The organism is Propionispora vibrioides (assembly GCF_900110485.1).
In the GTDB taxonomy this organism is placed as follows: domain Bacteria; phylum Bacillota; class Negativicutes; order Propionisporales; family Propionisporaceae; genus Propionispora; species Propionispora vibrioides.
Genome location: NZ_FODY01000004.1, coordinates 70,482 through 89,099 on the forward strand (window position 1 = coordinate 70,482; position 18,618 = coordinate 89,099).

The 18,618-nt window shown below is 53.4% G+C and carries 14 protein-coding genes; 1 reads left to right on the top strand and 13 read right to left on the bottom strand.

The window, feature by feature from the left end; translation table 11 throughout:
- Positions 1-70: 70 nt before the first annotated feature.
- The 4 genes from BMW43_RS04885 to uvrC all read right to left on the bottom strand — a co-directional run bounded on the left by BMW43_RS04885 (position 71) and on the right by uvrC (position 4,245).
- Entirely contained in the window at positions 71-844 is a 774-nt protein-coding gene (locus tag BMW43_RS04885; RefSeq protein WP_091744367.1) for a TPM domain-containing protein, read from the bottom strand.
- 106 nt (positions 845-950) lie between these two features.
- Positions 951-1,505: a LemA family protein gene (locus tag BMW43_RS04890; RefSeq protein WP_091744369.1), complete on the bottom strand. Its 555-nt coding sequence runs from the start codon at positions 1,503-1,505 to the stop codon at positions 951-953.
- 235 nt (positions 1,506-1,740) lie between these two features.
- On the bottom strand, positions 1,741-2,142 hold the full coding sequence (locus tag BMW43_RS21470) for a hypothetical protein (RefSeq protein ID WP_245732229.1): 402 nt from the start codon (positions 2,140-2,142) through the stop codon (positions 1,741-1,743).
- Between the two features lie 288 nt (positions 2,143-2,430).
- Positions 2,431-4,245, bottom strand: coding sequence for an excinuclease ABC subunit UvrC (gene uvrC, locus BMW43_RS04900; protein ID WP_091744371.1), 1,815 nt, complete (start codon positions 4,243-4,245; stop codon positions 2,431-2,433).
- Between the two features lie 243 nt (positions 4,246-4,488).
- On the opposite strand from uvrC, the gene BMW43_RS04905 reads away from it, so the two are divergent.
- Complete coding sequence (locus BMW43_RS04905; RefSeq protein WP_091744373.1) at positions 4,489-5,826, top strand: acetyl-CoA carboxylase biotin carboxylase subunit; 1,338 nt, start codon at positions 4,489-4,491, stop codon at positions 5,824-5,826.
- Positions 5,827-6,167: 341 nt separating this feature from the next.
- Here the strand turns inward: BMW43_RS04905 and uvrA are convergent, their stop codons facing one another.
- From uvrA to csaB, 9 genes are all read right to left on the bottom strand, one after another.
- Positions 6,168-9,014 carry an excinuclease ABC subunit UvrA gene (gene uvrA / locus BMW43_RS04910; RefSeq protein WP_091744375.1) on the bottom strand — a complete coding sequence of 949 codons (2,847 nt, stop codon included), beginning with the start codon at positions 9,012-9,014 and terminating at the stop codon, positions 6,168-6,170.
- Between the two features lie 127 nt (positions 9,015-9,141).
- Positions 9,142-11,199 (bottom strand): excinuclease ABC subunit UvrB, encoded by a 2,058-nt coding sequence (gene uvrB, locus BMW43_RS04915; RefSeq protein WP_091744377.1) that lies wholly within the window; start codon positions 11,197-11,199, stop codon positions 9,142-9,144.
- Positions 11,200-11,446: 247 nt separating this feature from the next.
- Complete coding sequence (locus BMW43_RS04920; RefSeq protein WP_091744379.1) at positions 11,447-12,589, bottom strand: S41 family peptidase; 1,143 nt, start codon at positions 12,587-12,589, stop codon at positions 11,447-11,449.
- A 144-nt stretch (positions 12,590-12,733) separates the two neighbouring features.
- The gene (locus BMW43_RS04925; RefSeq protein WP_091744381.1) at positions 12,734-13,867 is read right to left on the bottom strand and encodes a murein hydrolase activator EnvC family protein; all 1,134 of its coding nucleotides are present in this window, start codon (positions 13,865-13,867) and stop codon (positions 12,734-12,736) included.
- Between the two features lie 90 nt (positions 13,868-13,957).
- Positions 13,958-14,845 carry a permease-like cell division protein FtsX gene (gene ftsX / locus BMW43_RS04930; protein WP_091744383.1) on the bottom strand — a complete coding sequence of 296 codons (888 nt, stop codon included), beginning with the start codon at positions 14,843-14,845 and terminating at the stop codon, positions 13,958-13,960.
- Positions 14,835-15,521 carry a cell division ATP-binding protein FtsE gene (ftsE, locus tag BMW43_RS04935; protein ID WP_091744658.1) on the bottom strand — a complete coding sequence of 229 codons (687 nt, stop codon included), beginning with the start codon at positions 15,519-15,521 and terminating at the stop codon, positions 14,835-14,837. The genes ftsX and ftsE overlap by 11 nt, the downstream gene beginning before the upstream one ends.
- Before the next feature lie 335 nt (positions 15,522-15,856).
- Positions 15,857-16,594, bottom strand: coding sequence for a site-2 protease family protein (locus BMW43_RS04940; protein ID WP_091744385.1), 738 nt, complete (start codon positions 16,592-16,594; stop codon positions 15,857-15,859).
- 84 nt (positions 16,595-16,678) lie between these two features.
- Entirely contained in the window at positions 16,679-17,512 is an 834-nt protein-coding gene (locus BMW43_RS04945; RefSeq protein WP_091744387.1) for a YitT family protein, read from the bottom strand.
- A gap of 4 nt (positions 17,513-17,516) precedes the next feature.
- Positions 17,517-18,617 (bottom strand): polysaccharide pyruvyl transferase CsaB, encoded by a 1,101-nt coding sequence (gene csaB, locus BMW43_RS04950; protein ID WP_091744660.1) that lies wholly within the window; start codon positions 18,615-18,617, stop codon positions 17,517-17,519.
- Position 18,618 lies beyond the last annotated feature (1 nt).

Here is an 18,618-nt window from a genome sequence, read left to right on the forward strand (position 1 = left end):
CACAAACCGCAGTTCCCGGCCAAGCCGGTCACCGCAGCGCGCCTGCTACCATCTAAGGGCGTCCCGTTCCTTACCAGTTTCGGCTGGAACCGCCGCCGCCGCCCGAGCCGCCGCCAAATCCGCCGCGGCCACCCGGACCGCCACCACCACCGCCGCCGCGGAACCGCAGCAGCGACAACAGCAGCCAGGTAATGCTGCCGCCCAGAAACACCCAGTCGAAGATAAACAGCAGCAGCAGCAAGCCTGCCGCCACGGCTTTCATCCACCAGGGCAGTGCCGCCCAGGCAGAGTCCTGGTGTACGGCGCCGCTCTTAGTCACCCCTTTGCTGCCAGTAGGAAGCTCCAGGCCGTATTCGGCGGCCGTAACACTGGCCAATGCCAGATAGCCATTCAAAATTCCCTTATCATAGTCCTGCTGGCGAAAAAAAGGCAGCATGTATTCATCCTGAATCCGCCCGGTTTTCGCATCAGGCAGGGCCCCTTCCAGGCCATAGCCCACTTCGATTCTCGCTTTGCGATCCTCGGTGGCAACCACAAGGACGACGCCGTTGTTTCGTTCCTTATCGCCTACGCCCCACTGGCGCAGTATAGCCAGTCCATATTCCTCCGGCGCGGCGTCACCAAAGCTCTTCACCGTCACCGCCATCAGTTTGGCCGTGGTCTTTTCCTGCAGGTAGCTCCCGACCTCGTTAATGCGGTTTTTGGTAGCGCTGCTCAACACCCCGGCGTTATCCTGCACATATACATTGTTCGCGGGAGCAGGCGGTATCTGTGGCTGTGCCCAGGCTACGGCCGCGATGACCAGCCAAGCACTCGCCAACAGACAAGCCAGCCATTTTTTCATAAAAATCCTCCGCTTTCGCGCTAGTACTCCACCAACCTTGAAAATAGAAGCTGACAAAATTTTTCCCCGTCATCATCTTTATGCGTCAAAGTTGGCAGAGTACTCGCTAAAACTGAACCGAAGGCACCTGTTTCGCTCCTTCTTCCACCTTAAAATATTCCTTGGGACCAAAACCGATGATGCCGGCAAAAATACTGGTCGGCAACGACCGGATTTTTACATTGTACACTTGCACCGCGTCGTTATAATCCTTGCGGGCCACTGCAATCCGGTTCTCCGTGCCGCTCAGTTCGTCCTGCAGGGCGAGAAAATTCCGGTCAGCCTTTAGATTCGGATAATTTTCGGCAACAACCAACAGACGGCTTAAAGCACTATTGACCTCGGCATCGGCCTGCGCCTTGGCAGCAGGTCCCTGCGCCCCGGCCAGTTTGGCCCTGGCGTCAGCCACAGCCTGAATGGCGGCCTGTTCATGGGCGGCATAGCCTTTGACCGTATTTACCAAGTTGGGAATCAAATCGGTCCGCCGTTGTAACTGGTTATCAATCTGACTCCATTTCCCGTTAACCTGCTCATTTAAACTGATCAGGCCGTTATAAGCACTCACGCCCCAGACAACCACCAAGGCAATGACTACAAGTACAATCCATCCTGCTTTATTCATAATGCGGTAAAGTCAACCTCCCTTTTTCCAATGTTTCCTTTGCCTCTCTATTTTACTACTATTTCAGCCCGATTGACAATGCTTAACCGATTCTGCCACCGCTACCGGCTACCCTCTCAGTCCTAATCACTGAAATAGGGCCGGCTATTTTCCGTAAACCGCCGCATTGCCGTCCCGCAGCCTACTACAACCGGCAGAGTCTTCCGCCGCCTCGGGTTACGAAAATCTCCCACCATCAATTCCACCGGGTTAAGGCCGGACCGGTACCAGTACTAGTGTATCCCGCCTGCCGATCGCTATGCGGCCGGAACCGCGTGGCTTTCGCCGCTGCTTTTCTCCCCGGCCGGCAAGCGGCAATCAGTAGAGCTACAGGACAAAAAGGGAAGCGGGAGAACAGTCTCCCGCTTCCCGAAAAGAGCCCGCCATGATCTGCGCGCCGGTCGATGGCAATCGCTACACACCTATACGCAATCTTTCGACCGCGCACAAGCATTTTGCCACTGCCACCGGCCTTTGCCCGACCGCCCGGAATACCTGCCGAGCCTGCCGCAATCGCCAAACTGCGACAGACCCTTCGTAACGGTCGTCCCGGTGACCCTCCGGCACCCCGGACGATCTTGACTCGACCGCCAGCCATCCCTTTCGACCCCGCGACAACAGTTGGGCTGCCGCACAGCCTTACGGAACCGCTGACGATCTTCCCGCCGACTGCTGCCGAACCGCCAGACCCGACAGCAATCTTTGGCCGAACCGTGCCGAGCTTCCTTTGAAACCCGGCACCGCTCTTGGCTCGACCATGACGAACCCCTTTCACTACTAGTATGGCTTAATTTAGAGTTATCATACCAGTGCCTTTAGTGCCCGCTTCGTTAAAATAAGAGCCATTATTTCTTCCAGCTTGCCTCGATACACGCTAGACCCTTTCTTACAGCTTCGGCGCCGCCGGATCACGGCGGAAAAAAGCATAGACCGCCTCCGCCGCCGGCCGGGTCATGCCCGGTGCAGCCGCCAGCTCTTCCACCGCGGCCTGTTTGATCTTGGCCAGACTGCCGAATTCCTGCCACAGCGCCTTGCGGCGTTTCTCCCCGATACCCGGAATGTGATCAAGTACCGACACCATGTTCCGCTTCGACCGTAATTTCCGGTGATAGGTGATGGCAAAGCGATGGGCTTCATCCCGGATGCGCTGCACTAAATAGAGCGACTGGGAGTGGCGCGGCAAAATCAGCGGTTCGCTCATCCCTTCCCGGAAAATATGCTCAAACTCCTTGGCCAAACCGACCACCATCACGTCATGCAGACCGGCGCCGCGGATAATCTCCAGAGCCGAACTGAGCTGCCCCTTGCCGCCGTCAATGATGATGAGGTCGGGCAAGGGAGCGCTGCCGTCCCTGTAGCGTCGTCCTACCACTTCCTGCATGGATTTGAAATCGTCCGGCTTGCCTTCCACTGTACGCAGCTTAAACCGCCGGTAGTCCTCCTTCTTGGGCAGGCCGCCTTCGAAAACGACCATGGACGCCACCGTTTCCGCTCCCTGAATGTGGGAAATGTCGAAGCATTCGATACGCTCCGGCAGACCGTCCATCGCCAGATAGCGGCCCAATTCACGAACGGCACCCTCGGTGCGGTCGGCCTGATCCTGAATTTTAAGCGCCTGCTCATTAAGCACCAGCAAGGCATTGCCTGCCGCCATCTGAACCAGATCCTTCTTCGTACCCCGCTTAGGCACCTCCAGCCATACTTTGCCACCCCGCAGACCGCTCAGCCACTCAGTCAACAGTTCCTGTTCGGCCAGTTCCAGCGGCAGCAGGATTTCGCGGGGAATAAAAGTAGACTGACTGTAATACTGCTTGAGAAAAGCCGTCAACAAATCGGCATCCTCTTCCTCCTCGCCGCCGCTGAGCAGAAAATGATCGCGGCCCACCATTTTGCCGCTGCGAATAAAGAAGACCTGGACACAGATACCGGCGGCCGACCGGGCCAGTCCCACCGCATCCTGGTCACCGGCGCCTGTTACGATATTTTGTTTTTCCGTAATTTTCTCCACCGCCTGCAACTGGTCACGCAACCGGGCGGCCTGCTCAAACTCCAGATTTTCCGCGGCCTGATCCATTTTCCGGCGCAGGCTTTTTACCATATCCTCGCTGCGCCCCTCCAGGAACAGGCAAACTGCCTTGATCATATCGCCGTACTCGGCCTCATTCACCTTGCCGGCGCAGGGCGCCAGACAGCGTTTGATATGATATTGCAGACAGGGACGCGGCGCATCCAAGCGCCGGCAGGTCCGCAGCGGAAACAGCCGTTTCAAAAGCTTCAGCGTTTCGTGCACCGCTCCCGCATTGGTATAAGGACCGAAATAGCGGGCGCCGTCTTTAACCACCTTCCGGGTGGCATACACTCTGGGAAATGGTTCGTTCAAAGTGACCTTAATATAAGGGAAACTTTTGTCGTCCCGCAGGCTGATATTATATTTAGGACGATGTTTTTTGATCAGATTGCATTCTAAAATAAGCGCCTCCATCTCGGAAGCGGTTACAATATATTCTAAGTCGGCAATACGGGCCACCATGGACCGCACTTTCGGCGAATGGTTGCGGCTGGATTGAAAATAGGAGCGGACCCGGTTTTTCAGTACCACCGCTTTGCCGACATAAATAATCTTTCCCTGGGCGTCCTTCATCAGATAAACGCCCGGCTGATCAGGCAAATGGGCCAACTTTTCCGTTAAATCTGTATGCATGTATTCCTCCCCGGCAGGGACTGAGTCATTCGCACCGCTGCCGCCTGTATTGTCATTGTACCAGCAAATGCCGTGTTTTGCCAGTTGCTCGCCCTCTATATAAAATTATCCCATAAGTTCATTGTATACATGTGTAAAACTGCTTGTATAAATGCCGCTAATCATCTATAATGTCTCCGTTAGAGTCTGGTTGCGAATGTAACAACCGGGCATACTAAGACTGCAAATGGGAGGTCTATACCGATGTTCAAGCGTGTATTAATTGCCAATCGCGGTGAAATCGCGATACGAATCATCCGGGCCTGCCAGGAGCTGGGAGTTGAAACAGTCGCTGTCTATTCCAGTGCAGATGCCGATGCGGTACATGTGAAGCTGGCAGATCAGGCCATCAATATTGGCCCGGCCGATGCCACCCGCAGTTATCTCAATATGGCCGCTATTTTAGATGCGGCTCAACTGGCCGAAGTAGACGCCATTCACCCCGGTTATGGCTTTTTATCGGAAAATGCCGACTTTGCCGAAGCTGTCATCAAAGCCGGCTTTGTGTTTGTCGGTCCCCGTCCGGAAACTATCCGCAAAGTGGGCAACAAGGATGCGGCCCGCGAGCTGATGAAACAGGCTGGCTTGCCGATGGCCCTTGGCAGCGACCCTGTCAACAGCCTGGAAGAGGCAGTCAGCACGGCAGCCAAAATCGGCTATCCCATCATTATCAAGCCGATTGCCGGCGGCGGCGGCAAATCCATGTTCGTGGCTCAAAATGAAGCGGATATCCACACGGCGGCGCTTAAAATTGATTTTACCACAGCCGGCTTTTATTTAGAAAAATATATCGCCAACGCCCGCCATATCGAAGTTCAGATCGTGGCCGACAACTACGGCGACGTCATTCATCTGGGAGAACGGGAATGCTCCATTCAGCGGCGCAATCAGAAAATCCTGGAAGAAGCGCCTTCCTGCGTCATTACGCCGGAAATGCGTCAAAAAGTGAGTGCCTTGGCCATCCGGGCAGCTAAAAGCGCCAATTATACCAACATTGGTACTGTGGAATTCCTAATGGACAAAAACACCTGCGAATTTTATTTCATGGAAATCAATCCCCGCATTCAGGTGGAACACGCCATTACTGAAATCACCACCGGCGTCGACCTGGTGAAGACGCAGCTACGCATCGCCTCCGGCGATCCGCTGCCCATCCGTCAGGAATACATGAAGTTTAACTGTCATGCCATTGAATGCCGGATCAACGCGGAAGACCCTGATAATTCCTTCTTGCCTTCGCCTGGTGAAATCACTTTTTATCATCAGCCCGGCGGTCCCAATGTCCGGGTGGACGACGGCGTCTGCACCGGCTCAATTGTCCAGCCGTACTATGATTCGATGATCGCCAAGATCATTACCTGCGGTCGCACCCGGGGCGACGCCATTAAGACCATGCGGCGGGCCTTGTCCGAATTCCGGATTGTCGGCGTGAAAACCACCATTGATTTTCACCGGAAGCTGCTGGATAATCCCTACTTCTGTAGCGGCGATATTGACACCCAGTTTATCGCCAAGCGGATGACGCCTTCCTCCGAAGATTAATATAAGCCAACGCAGGCAAGCTATCCCAGCTTGCCTGCGTTTTTTTGCGTCTATATCACAATTTATTTCGGTCTTCCGTTCTCCCCATTGGCCTTTTCCGGAAAAAGACGGTCCGCAGGATGCCGGAAGAGTCAGCTTCCGTTAAGAAATCCGCCTGTGCCCTTTGGGTAACTGTTTGAGCAAAGCGAGTTTCGGATTTTAGGAAGTTGACTCTTCCGGCAAGTCTTTTGGAGGCAGGCCTAGCCCTTTTGGTCCTTTTGGGGCAATGCCAAAAGGACATCAGTTCTGTCGCCACATAAACAGGCTGTTCCAAATGAAGTCATTTGGAACAGCCTGTTTTTTTATGCCTGCCGATCCTCTCTGATGCCCCGTTCCAGTACCGGTGCCAGAAACTGTCCGGTATAGGATGTCGCTGTGGCGGCAATATCCTCCGGCGTTCCCTTGGCGACAATAGTACCGCCGCCGGAACCGCCCTCCGGCCCCAGGTCAATCAGATAATCGGCCGTTTTAATCACGTCCAGATTGTGTTCAATCACCACCACACTGTCACCGCCATCCACCAGGCGCTGCAGCACCTCCAGCAGCCGGTGAATATCAGCCGTGTGCAGACCGGTAGTCGGCTCGTCAAGAATATACAGCGTCTTGCCGGTGCTGCGGCGGGCCAGTTCGGTAGCCAGTTTGACCCGCTGGGCCTCGCCGCCGCTCAGCGTGGTAGCCGGCTGTCCCAACTGAATATAGCCTAAACCGACATCCTGCAGAATTTGCAGTTTGCGATGGATTTTCGGGATGTTTTTAAAAAACTCCACCGCTTCGTCAACCACCATATCCAGCACCTGAGCAATGCTTTTGCCCTTGTACTTGACCTCCAGCGTTTCCCGGTTATAACGCGCCCCTTTGCACACTTCACAGGGAACATAAACGTCAGGCAGAAAATGCATTTCAATCTTAATAATTCCGTCGCCGCGGCAGGCCTCGCATCGCCCGCCTTTTACGTTGAAGCTGAAGCGGCCCGGCTTGTAGCCGCGTACCTTGGCTTCCGGCGTCTGGCTGAACACGTCGCGGATCACGTCAAACAGGCTGGTATAGGTCGCCGGATTAGAGCGCGGCGTCCGCCCGATCGGCGACTGGTCGATATCAATGATTTTATCAATATGCTCAATACCACGAATTTCGTTATGCTCGCCCGGGCGCTGGCGGCTGCCGCCATACAGCCGGGAAGCCAGCCCTTTATATAAAATTTCATTAACCAGCGTACTCTTGCCTGACCCGGAAACACCGGTTACGGCGGTAAACACACCCAGAGGAAACTTGACGTTGATCTTTTTCAGGTTATTTTCCCTGGCGCCGATTACTTCCAGCCACTTGCCGTTAGGCTTGCGCCGTACAGCCGGTACGGGAATATATTTGGCGCCGCTCAGGTACTGGCCGGTTACCGAATCCCGGCAGGCTTTAATCTCTTCCACCGTACCCTGGGCGATGATCTGCCCGCCACCGGAGCCGGCGGCCGGACCGATATCGACAATATGGTCGGCGGCATACATGGTATCTTCGTCATGCTCAACCACCAGCAGGGTATTGCCTACATCCCTTAAATGCTTGAGCGTGGCCAGCAGCCGGTTATTATCCCGCTGATGCAGTCCGATACTGGGCTCGTCCAGAATATAGAGTACCCCGACCAGGCCGGAGCCGATCTGGGTCGCCAGGCGAATACGCTGCGCCTCGCCGCCGCTTAACGTCCCGGCCGCCCGATCCAGCGTCAGATAATCAAGACCCACATTGACTAAAAAGCCCAGCCGGGCATTAATTTCCTTCAGGATCTGACGGGCAATCGTCATTTCCCGTTCTGTCAGCACCAAACCGGCAAAAAAATCCCGGCATTCGACGATGGTCAGCCGAGTCACTTCATAAATATTCTTGCCGCCCACCCGGACAGCCAGCGTTTCCGGCTTGAGCCGCGCTCCTTTACAGGTCGGGCACGGCTTGGAGCTCATATACTCCTCAATGTCTTCCTTTGACCAATCGGAAGCTGTCTCCCGGTAACGGCGGTTTAAGAGGGGAATGACTCCTTCAAAAGGCAGATGGTAACGCTTGGTCTCGCCGTACATATTCTCATAGGTGAAAGTGAACTTCTCCTCCTGAGACCCATTCATGATCAGTTGCTTCAACTCTTCACTTAAACTGTCCCAGGTACTGTACAGCGAAGCGCCGTAGTGAGTAAGCACGGCTTCCAACTGACACATAAAATAGGAATTCAGGTTTTTGCTCAGCGCCGCGATCGCGCCGTCAATAAACGCCTTGCTGCCGTCGGGAATGACCAGCGACGGGTCGATTTCCATGTTATTGCCCAAGCCGGTGCAATCAGGGCAAGCGCCGAAGGGGTTGTTAAAGGAAAACATGCGGGGCGCAATTTCCGGCAGACTGATACCACAGTCCACGCAGGCAAAGTTCTGGCTGAACGTCACTTCCCTGTCACCCACCAAGTCAACCAACACCACACCTTTGCCCAGTTGCAGCGCCGTTTCCAGTGAGTCGGCCATACGCTGGCCGATTCCGTCGCGTACCACCAGGCGGTCAATTACCACTTCAATGGTATGTTTCTTATTCTTTTCCAGCGTGATTTCGTCGGTCACATCCTGTACCTGACCGTCGATCCTCACCCGGACATAGCCGTTTTTCCGGATATCGTCGAGAATTTTTTGATGCTCGCCCTTTTTGCCACGCACTACGGGAGCCATAACAATCAGCTTGGTTCCCTCCGGCAGCGCGGTCAGTTGATCGACCATCTGCTCCACCGTCTGCTGACTGATAGCCTGGCCGCATTTGGGACAATGGGGCCGGCCGGCCCGGGCAAACAACAGCCGCAGATAGTCGTAGATTTCGGTAACCGTCCCCACGGTGGAACGGGGGTTGCGGCTGGTGGTCTTCTGGTCAATGGAAATGGCCGGCGACAATCCTTCAATGTAGTCCACATCCGGCTTGTCCATCTGCCCGAGAAACTGACGGGCATAGGACGACAAGGACTCGACATAGCGCCGCTGTCCTTCGGCATAAATGGTATCAAAGGCCAGCGAGGACTTGCCGGACCCGCTCAGGCCGGTAATCACCACCAGTTGATCCCGTGGCAATTCAATATCAATATTTTTTAAATTGTGCTGTCTCGCACCTTTTATGATAATCTTTTCCTTCACTTTCGCATTCCTTCCCTGTATTTGATCAATCCGCCGGAAACCACTGATTAATTCACCCTATGCAACCTGACAGATCTTTTTCCGTCTGGCCCACAGGCTCATGTAATCAGCGGTTTTCCTGTGATCGTTATTTTGCTTTCTTCCGGCTTACCGGCTTAGGCTGCCCGGCCCGTTCCTTCAACTCGACAATCATGTCGCGCAGTTCGGCGGCGCGTTCGAACTCCAGCTTCTTGGAGGCTTCGCGCATCTCCTTTTCCAGCTTGCCGACCAGTTCCAGCATCTCTTTTTTATTTAAGTTGCCAATCCGGTCGGTCTTGTATTCCGCCGGCAATTCGGCTACCTTAGTGGTCTCAATCAGATCTTTAACCCGTTTTTGCACCGTCTGGGGCGTAATGCCGTACATCGTATTATACTGCTCCTGAATATCGCGGCGGCGGTTGGTCTCGGCAATGGCCCGCCGCATGGAATCGGTAATCCGGTCGGCATAAAGAATAACCTTGCCGTTGACATTGCGGGCCGCCCGACCGATCGTCTGGATCAGCGAGGTCTCGGACCGCAAAAAGCCTTCCTTGTCGGCATCCAGAATGGTGACCAGAGACACCTCGGGCATATCCAGACCTTCCCGCAGCAGATTGATGCCAATCAGCACATCAAATACACCGGCCCGTAGGTCCCGGATAATCTCGCCCCGTTCAATGGTAGCAATGTCGGAATGCAAATACCGCACCCGGATACCGGTTTCCTTTAAAAATTCCGTCAAATCCTCCGCCATTTTCTTGGTCAGCGTGGTAATCAGCACCCGCTCATTGGCAGCGGCCCGCAGCTTGATCTCGCCCAGCAGATCGTCCATCTGCCCTTTGATCGGACGGACCTCAATCTCCGGATCGACCAGGCCGGTAGGCCGGATAACCTGCTGCGCCACCTGGCTGGCCTCTTCCATTTCATAAGCGGCCGGGGTGGCCGATACATACACAATCTGACGAATCCGTTCTTCAAACTCGTTAAATTGCAGCGGCCGGTTGTCAAAAGCCGACGGCAGGCGGAAGCCATTTTCCACCAGCGATTGTTTGCGGGATCGGTCACCGGCATACATCGCCCTGAGCTGTGGCAGCGTCACATGGGACTCATCAATGACGATCAGGAAATCGTCGGGGAAAAAGTCAATCAGTGTGAACGGTGATTCGCCCGGTTTACGGCCAGTCAAATGGCGGGAATAATTTTCGATGCCTGAACAATAGCCCATTTCCTGCATCATTTCCAGGTCGTAATTGGTCCGCTGCTCCAGGCGCTGCGCTTCCAGCAGTTTGCCCTGCGCCCTAAACAAGGCCAGTTGCCCGGCCAGTTCGGCTTCAATATCCCCCATGGCCCGTTGCATGGTTTCACGGGAAGTAACATAGTGAGAAGCCGGATAGATGGCAATATGCTTACGTTCGGCCAGCACCTCACCGGTGAGGGTGTCAATTTCCAGAATACGCTCCACCTCGTCGCCGAACAGTTCAACACGGATAGCCTTCTCACCGTAGGCGGCAGGAAAAATCTCAATGACATCACCCCGGACACGAAACTTGCCGCGGACAAAATTAATATCGTTCCGTTCATACTGGATGTCTACCAGCTTGCGTAAAATATCATCACGGTCCCGGATTTGCCCCTGGCGCAACGACAGCACCAGATCACGGTATTCATCGGGCGAACCTAAACCATAAATGCAGGACACGCTGGCCACAATAATGACGTCCCGCCGCTCAAACAGCGAGCTGGTAGCCGAATGGCGCAGCTTGTCGATCTCATCATTGATCGAAGCATCCTTCTCAATGTAGGTGTCAGTGTGGGCAATGTAGGCTTCGGGCTGGTAGTAGTCGTAGTAACTGACAAAATACTCCACCGCATTGTTGGGGAAAAATTCCTTAAACTCGCTGGCAAGCTGAGCCGCCAGTGTCTTATTATGGGCAATCACCAAAGTCGGCTTCTGTACCTTTTCAATCACCTGAGCAATAGTAAAAGTCTTCCCGGTACCGGTCGCCCCTAACAGGACCTGCGTCCGGTCACCCCGTTCAATCCCCTTCACCAGGGCCGCGATCGCCCCCGGCTGATCGCCGGTCGGCTGAAAGGGAGCCTCAATTTTAAAGGGAATACCGCCTTCAGTATCTATGGTGGGTTTATTCAATTTAGGGACTATGGCCATAGTAATCATCCTTAACAAGCATTAATATCAATTAACAATTATTATATCACGCATCGAACAAACTTTCTATACAGCCGCGGTAATAAGATAACAAGAACCGCTCCACCTTATCCTCTCTTTCACTAAAAAATAGAAAATAATCCATTTTGGTCTATGCCTCCCTGCCAGCTAAACAGCTTCTTGCTGGCTCAATCGCCGAAATGCTCCCGTCTATGCCAAAAGCGGCGGAACAGGTCCGCCGCTTTTTTTATAGCTTGCTTTTAATAATTTCCAAAGCCTTATCCAGTTGAATATCGGTAGTTACCGGCTGATTCTGCGGCAATTCCACCTTCACGTCGGGCTCAATGCCGATCCCGTTAATCGAGCGGTCATTGGGCGTCAGGTACTTGGCAATAGTCAGCTTGATCGCTCCGCCGTTCAGGCGCATCAGCGTCTGCACCGAACCTTTGCCGTAAGTCTTGGTTCCGACCAACGTACCGGCTCCCGTATCCTGAATGGCCCCGGCAACAATCTCCGAGGCGCTGGCGCTGCCACCATTAACCAGCACGACTGTCGGATACTTTACGGCCGCCAGATCAGACTGGTGCGTCTCACGGTTCCCCTGACGGTCAACAACCGACACGACCGGTCCTTTGGGCACAAACTTGGAAGCCACTTTCACGCTTTCCTCCAACAACCCACCCGGATTATCCCGCAAATCGAGAACAATGGCCTTCATGCCCTGTTGCTCCAGTTCCTGATACTTCTGCACAAAGTCGTTGCCCGTATTTTCATTAAACATGGAAATACGGATGTACCCAATCTGTCCCGGCAGCATTTTCCCGGCCACCGTCTTAATCTGGATACTGGACCGGGTTACAGTATAATCCAGCACCGGCTCGGCGCCCCGCTTGATGGACAGGACAATTTGCGAACCTTCCGGCCCTCTGATCTTATTGACCGCTTCATCCAGCAGCATATCTTTCGTGTCCTGCCCGTCAATTTTAACAATCTGGTCGCCGCTCTTAATGCCGGCCTGATCCCCCGGCGTTCCTTCAATCGGCGATACAACCATCAACTGTTTATCCTTCATGCCGACCACAATACCTACGCCGCCGAAGGAACCTTCCGTTTCAATCATAAATTCCTTATACATTTTGGGATCCATGTAAATGGAATGGGGATCTCCCAGCGAACCGACCATCCCCTTGATGGCGCCGGCCACCAGGGTATCGGTTCCCGTCTCTTCCACATACCGGCTTTTGATAATTTGCATGGCATGAAATATCTGCCAGGTACCGGCCAGATCCGCTGCATTAACATTCAGCAGATACAAATACCCTCCGGTGGTTGCAAAAAAGGTCAATACGACCAATAATACGGCTCCCGCAATCGTCTTACGCCGACTCAAATACCAACACCTCAATTCGCATCAAGGAAAGTTCGAGACCGGCCCCTTGCTACAAGGTACAACAGCCCCGAACTTTCATGTAAACAATCTTATGCACAATGCAATAAAAATATACGTCCCAACCGTCTGCTCAACGCATAGGTATTACGGCAGATAACTCATCGGGTCAACAGGACTGCCGTTTTCCCGCACTTCAAAGTGCAGGTGCGGCCCGGTGGCATAACCGGTGGCGCCTACCCGGGAGATAGCCTGTCCCTTGCTGACGCGCTGTCCTTCACTCACCAACAGCTCGGAATTATGACCATACAAGGTGGAAACGCCACCGCCATGGTCGATAACAACCGCCTTGCCATAGCCGCCCATCCAATCGGCGAAAATTACCACGCCACTGTCGGCCGCTACGACCGTGTCACCATAGTCGGCGCCGATATCAATGCCGCTATGATAGCGGGCAGTGCCGAAAATCGGATGCGTCCGCCAGCCAAAAGGCGAAGTAATCGGTCCGCTGGCCGGCCACATCAAAGCCCCTGATCCACCAGCCGAACCGGCATTGCCTGGCTGGATGCGACGAATCATCTGCTCAATCTGACGGGAATTTTCCTGCAGTTCCTGGTAAGCGCTTTCCGCCTGATCCCGTTCACTGATGGCGCTGTCCAGCGTTTTCTGCTGCTCCTGCTTGCGAGCGCTAATTAAAGCTTTCTTTTCCTCCGCCGCTTTTTTCAAGTCCACAATGTTCGCACGGTCGGTTTCCAGTTCCGCCTTCTTAGCCAGGATCAGCTCACGTTCGGCCTTCACCTTATTGACCAGATCAACATCCTGGCGGGCCACTCGCTTCAAAATGTCCATCCGGGTCACAAAATCATTAAAATCATTGGCACCAAACAATACATCCAGATAATTAACCTGACCGTTTTTATAAATGTCGCGCATTCTTTTATTCAAAACTTGGCTGCGATCGGCCAGATCATCCTCGGCCTTAGCCAAAATCTCACCATTTACTTCGATCTTTTTTTCCGTTGCCTCTAATTGGTCCTGAATGGCCGAATACTCTTTCTGTGCCACATCGAGATCGCCCTGTATCGAACGAAGCCTTTCCGATACACTGTTAACTTGGGTTTGTGCTCTGGCAGCCCGTTCCTTTTGCTGCTGCATCTGCTGCTGCATGCTTTGCAATTCCTGCTGCTTCTGCTCCAGTTCGTCAGCCAGAGCCGGCATAACGGCAAGAACGGCTACAAGCAATACCAGCAGCACTGCCAGATAACGGCGAATGGTCACCATGAAATCCCTCCCGCACGATTAGTACCGTGGCCGGATTAGAAGCTAGGTTCGCTTAAGAACCTAACGCTACTGTTTAACCCGGCCAAATGACTACACTTTCATAAACTTCTTCAGTGAGATGGTACTGCCTAAGGCCCCGATTACCGCTCCCACTATCAGCAGGAAGAGGCTGATGTGATTGATAAACGGATATTGGGGAATGACCGGCAAAAACGCCAGTGACTGATAGATTTGCGATACCAGGGCGCCGTAGGTTTGACTGAGGAGCAATACCGCCACCAGAGCACCGCCGAAGCCCAGAATCATTCCTTCAATTAAAAACGGCCAGCGGATAAACCAGTCGGTAGCACCGACATATTTCATAATGCCGATTTCCTTGCGCCGGGCAAACACGGTAATCCTGATTGTATTGGAAATAATAAACAAGGCGGCCAGCGCCAAAAAAACAATTAAAATGACGCCCAGCACCCGGATCATCCGCGCCAGATTAAACACCTGCTCGACGACTTCCTGACCGAATTTGGCATTTTCCACGCCTTTTAACTTGGCAATGGCCTGGGCCGCCGGCTTCACCTGTTCGGGCTTGTCCACTTTGACCTCAAACGCATCAGGCAGCGGATTGCTGTCGCCCAAGGCGCTTAGCATACCCTGCTGATCTCCCAGCCGCTGTTTAAACCGTTCCAGCGCTTCATCCTTGCTGACAAACAGCACCTGGGAAACCCCCGGAATTTTCGTGATGCGTGTCCCTGTTTCCCTGATTTCCAGATCGTTCAAGCCATCCTCCAGATAGACGGAGATTTCCACCTGTGACTCCAGCGCGGACGCCATATGGCTGAGATTGAGTACCATGACCAGAAACATACCCAGAATCAGCAGTGACAAGGCCACCGTGCTGATCGAGGCAAAACTCATCAGCCCGTTCCGGCGCAGCGATATCACAGCCTCACGGATAAAATACTCCATTGTCCTAATCTTCATAGCCGTATACCCCCTTGGCTTCATCACGGACAATACGGCTCTTTTCAATGGCAATGACCCGCTTGCGCATGCCGTCAACCACCGTTTTATCGTGGGTGGCCATCACAATGGTCGTGCCGTTCTGATTAATCCGGTCAAAGATTTTCATAATTTCCCAGGATGTCTCCGGATCCAGATTTCCCGTAGGTTCATCGGCAATCACAATAACGGGATTGTTCACTATTGCCCGGGCAATAGCGATGCGCTGTTGCTCACCGCCCGACATTTGCGTCGGATAATGGCGTGCCTTCTGGCGTAAACCGACAAGGTCCAGCACATGGGGAACCCGTTTTTGAATTTCCCGGTGAGAACTCTCCACCACCTGCATGGCAAAAGCCACGTTCTCATAGGCAGTCCGATTCGGCAACAGGCGGTAATCCTGAAACACAATGCCAAGGCCGCGCCGTAAGTAGGGTACTTCCTGCGGCTCCAGGTCGCCGACATTCCGTCCGTTGACAACCAGATCGCCCTGGGTGGGAAGCTCTTCCCGGAAAACCAGTTTAATAAAGGTGGATTTGCCTGCCCCGCTGGGCCCGACGACAAACACGAACTCGCCTTTGTCAATCTGTACATTAATATCTGAGAGGGCGACAGAACCGTTGCTGTACACTTTGGAAACACCGTTCATTTGTATCAATAGCCACTCCCCCTTCCTCCTGAAAAACGCTTCGCAAAAAAGCGTCGAATTTGCCCACACTGTTCTAATGATTTGACGCTTTTGGTAAAAAACCTTCTTTTCCTGTAGCATTTGCAGATATTTCCTGGTAATATCCTGCAGCTTATCCACATCCCGGGGACGGTTCCCGTGAGGTGTTTCTCCCAGGCTCTTCAAGCCGCCTGAGAGAAACCCAAAATCTTACAAGCTTATGTCTGTTGCTGGTGCCGGGACGTTCCCGGCAAGATAATTTTCCAGAATGTGCAGCGCACTACAGTTCTTGCCTAATTTGAAAAAAGCCCTTGACCAGGTTCGGCCTATTTCAGCAGACCGGCAATATACAGTGTCATCACGCCCAACACCGTCAAAAGCCCCAAATACCAAAGCAGCACCAGAAACCGCTGACCTGGCGGCATGTCATAATAATAACCGGCCGTTTCACTTTTCCAAAGCCGGATTAAGGATACGATAAAAATGAGCAGCAGGAAAAAATTCTGGGTATAAAGAAACAAGCTGCCCACAGTGATGCTGCCAAGCCACCACATGAAGGGGGAAATGGCAGCAGCAATGCGTCCGCCATCCAACGGATCACAGGGAATAAGGTTGAACAAATTGAGCAGGCAAGCCGTATAGGCCATCACCAGCATAAGTGTGCTGTCAGTCCAGAAGTAAATGGCCAGACAAACGAGCGCGCTCAGCGTTCCCGCCGCCGGCCCGCCAATTGCAATATTAGCTTCCATCTTAGCCGTCTGCGGCCGTTGTTTCAGACTGATGACCGCGCCAATAAAAGGAATAAACAGGGGATTGGATACCCTGAGTCCCACAATTTTTGATGCCAGCAAATGACCCCATTCATGGACAAACAATAGTAGGACAAAGCCCGCGGCAAATTCCAGGCCAAAGGCCGCCGCATAGGCAATCAGCGAGACCAGCATGGAAAGGGCCATCCCGGTCAGCGAACCAAATTTGACGACAGCCGCCAGGCTGATTACAGCTACCGCCATCCGCCGGATCATACGGCGGCCGACATATACCACCGTACCCCATGGTCTCACGTCTTCCCCTCCCGCAGCATCCTGTACATTGAGGCACAGGCATAAAAAAACGCCCTCTATATGCATATGCAGCAGAGTGGCGTTTTATTTGCTAAATCCCTCACCAAGCACCTCATGGGCGTCGGCTACAATCACAAAGGCTTTTTCATCAAGTTGGGACACCAGTTGCTTTAGCTGTGTAACCTCTCTGGTGCTGACTACGCACATGACCATTTCACCGGCCTGTTTGGTATAGCCGCCGCGGGCCGAAAACAGCGTGACGCCGCGGGACAAGTCGGCCAAAATGGCGTCCGCTATCGTTTCCGGTATGGTCGTCACGATCAGAAACACCTTAGCGGAACTGGGGCCTTCCTGGATCAGATCAATAAGTTTGCTTGTTACAAACAGGGAAATCAAAGCGTATAGCGACAGTTCGGCACTTTTAAACACAATGCCGGCGGACGCAATGACGAAAAAATCCACCATCATCAGGGCCTGACCAATCGGAATAGAAAAAAGTTTATTAATAATAGCCGCAATCTGATCGGTCCCAGCCGTTGTACCCTGCGAGCGAAAAACAATCCCCAGCCCCAAACCGCTGATAACACCGCCATATAAGGCACTGAGCAGCAAGTCATGGGTCAAGGCCGGAATATAGGGAGCGCTAACGTCGATAGACAAGGCCAGAATCACAGCGCCCAGCAATGTGTTCACGCCAAAACGTGGCCCCAGCACCTTTAGACTGATGAGCAGTAAAGGCACATCGAAGGCGATCATGGTCAATCCAACCGGCACGCCCAGCAGATGATGCAGCACAGTGGCTAACCCGCTGACACCGCCTGCCGCGATCTTGTTGGGAATCAAAAACATATTCAGCCCTAAGGCGGTAATAGCCGCCCCCACGACAATCCCCAGATAGTTTAGTAACGCTCTGTTCATCTTCCTACCTCTGTCGTTTACCGATTAACTCCAACGCCAGTTCCGCACTACGGAAGGCTTTTTCATGGAGCCCATTCATTCGCTCTTCCCAAGGCCGGTTAGGACGCTGTCTTTCCGCCCACAGTTCCCTCACCGTAGCTATTAGTGTCTCCACTGTAATGGATTTTAATGTGCCTACCGGTTGTTCACCCAGACATTCCAAAAAACGGTCGATTTTCGGATCATAGGAGATGCCCGCCAGGGGCACATGCATAACGGCAGCAAAGATCAGCGCATGCAGCCGGATACCGATCAGCATATCCAGATTGCCAACCAGTGACAGTAATTCATATGTGGTATATTCTTCGGTCAGAACATGAACTTCCCTGGTAGTGCGTTCCACGATTTTTTTTGCTGCGGCAAAGTCCTCCGGGCACTGCATGGGAATAAACACCACCCGGGCCCCGAATTGCTCGACAATCGCGTCGGCCGCCTTGGCCATCACCGTCTTGTAGTGCTCCCAGTCCTTCCACTCCCGGACTGAAAGGCCAATGAGCGGCGCCGCTCCCTCCAGATTATGTTTGCGCAAAATAGCCCGGCCGATTTCCCGGTCTACCGGGTGCATAGCCAGCACCGGATCGGCGGTAACATGCACCGGCGGCCGGGTTACCTTAAGGCGCCGCAATTCTTCGCGGGACCCCTCATCCCGTACGGTAATCATATCAACCATGTTGCCGATATAGCGCATAGCCGCCTGGGCCAGCCGGCCGCGAACCGGGCCGATCCCCTGGGCATAGAGCATAACCGGCGTATTCAGCTTTTTGGCCAGCATCATAATACTCAAATAGTAATATAGACTGCGATCACTGGTCACATCCTGCAGCAGACTGCCTCCACCGCTAATCAACAGATCGCTGTTGGCCAGCACGCGAATGATTTCGGGATAGTTCAAGCGATATACCGATTCTACGCCATGCCGCTGCCGGGTGTCGGCAGGATTGCCGGAAAGGACAATGATGTTCATAGCCGGGTCAAGCTCGGTCAATGCTTCAATCATCGCCGCCAGCATGGCTTCATCGCCGGCATTGGCAAAGCCGTAATAACCGGATATAACAATCTGACGCACC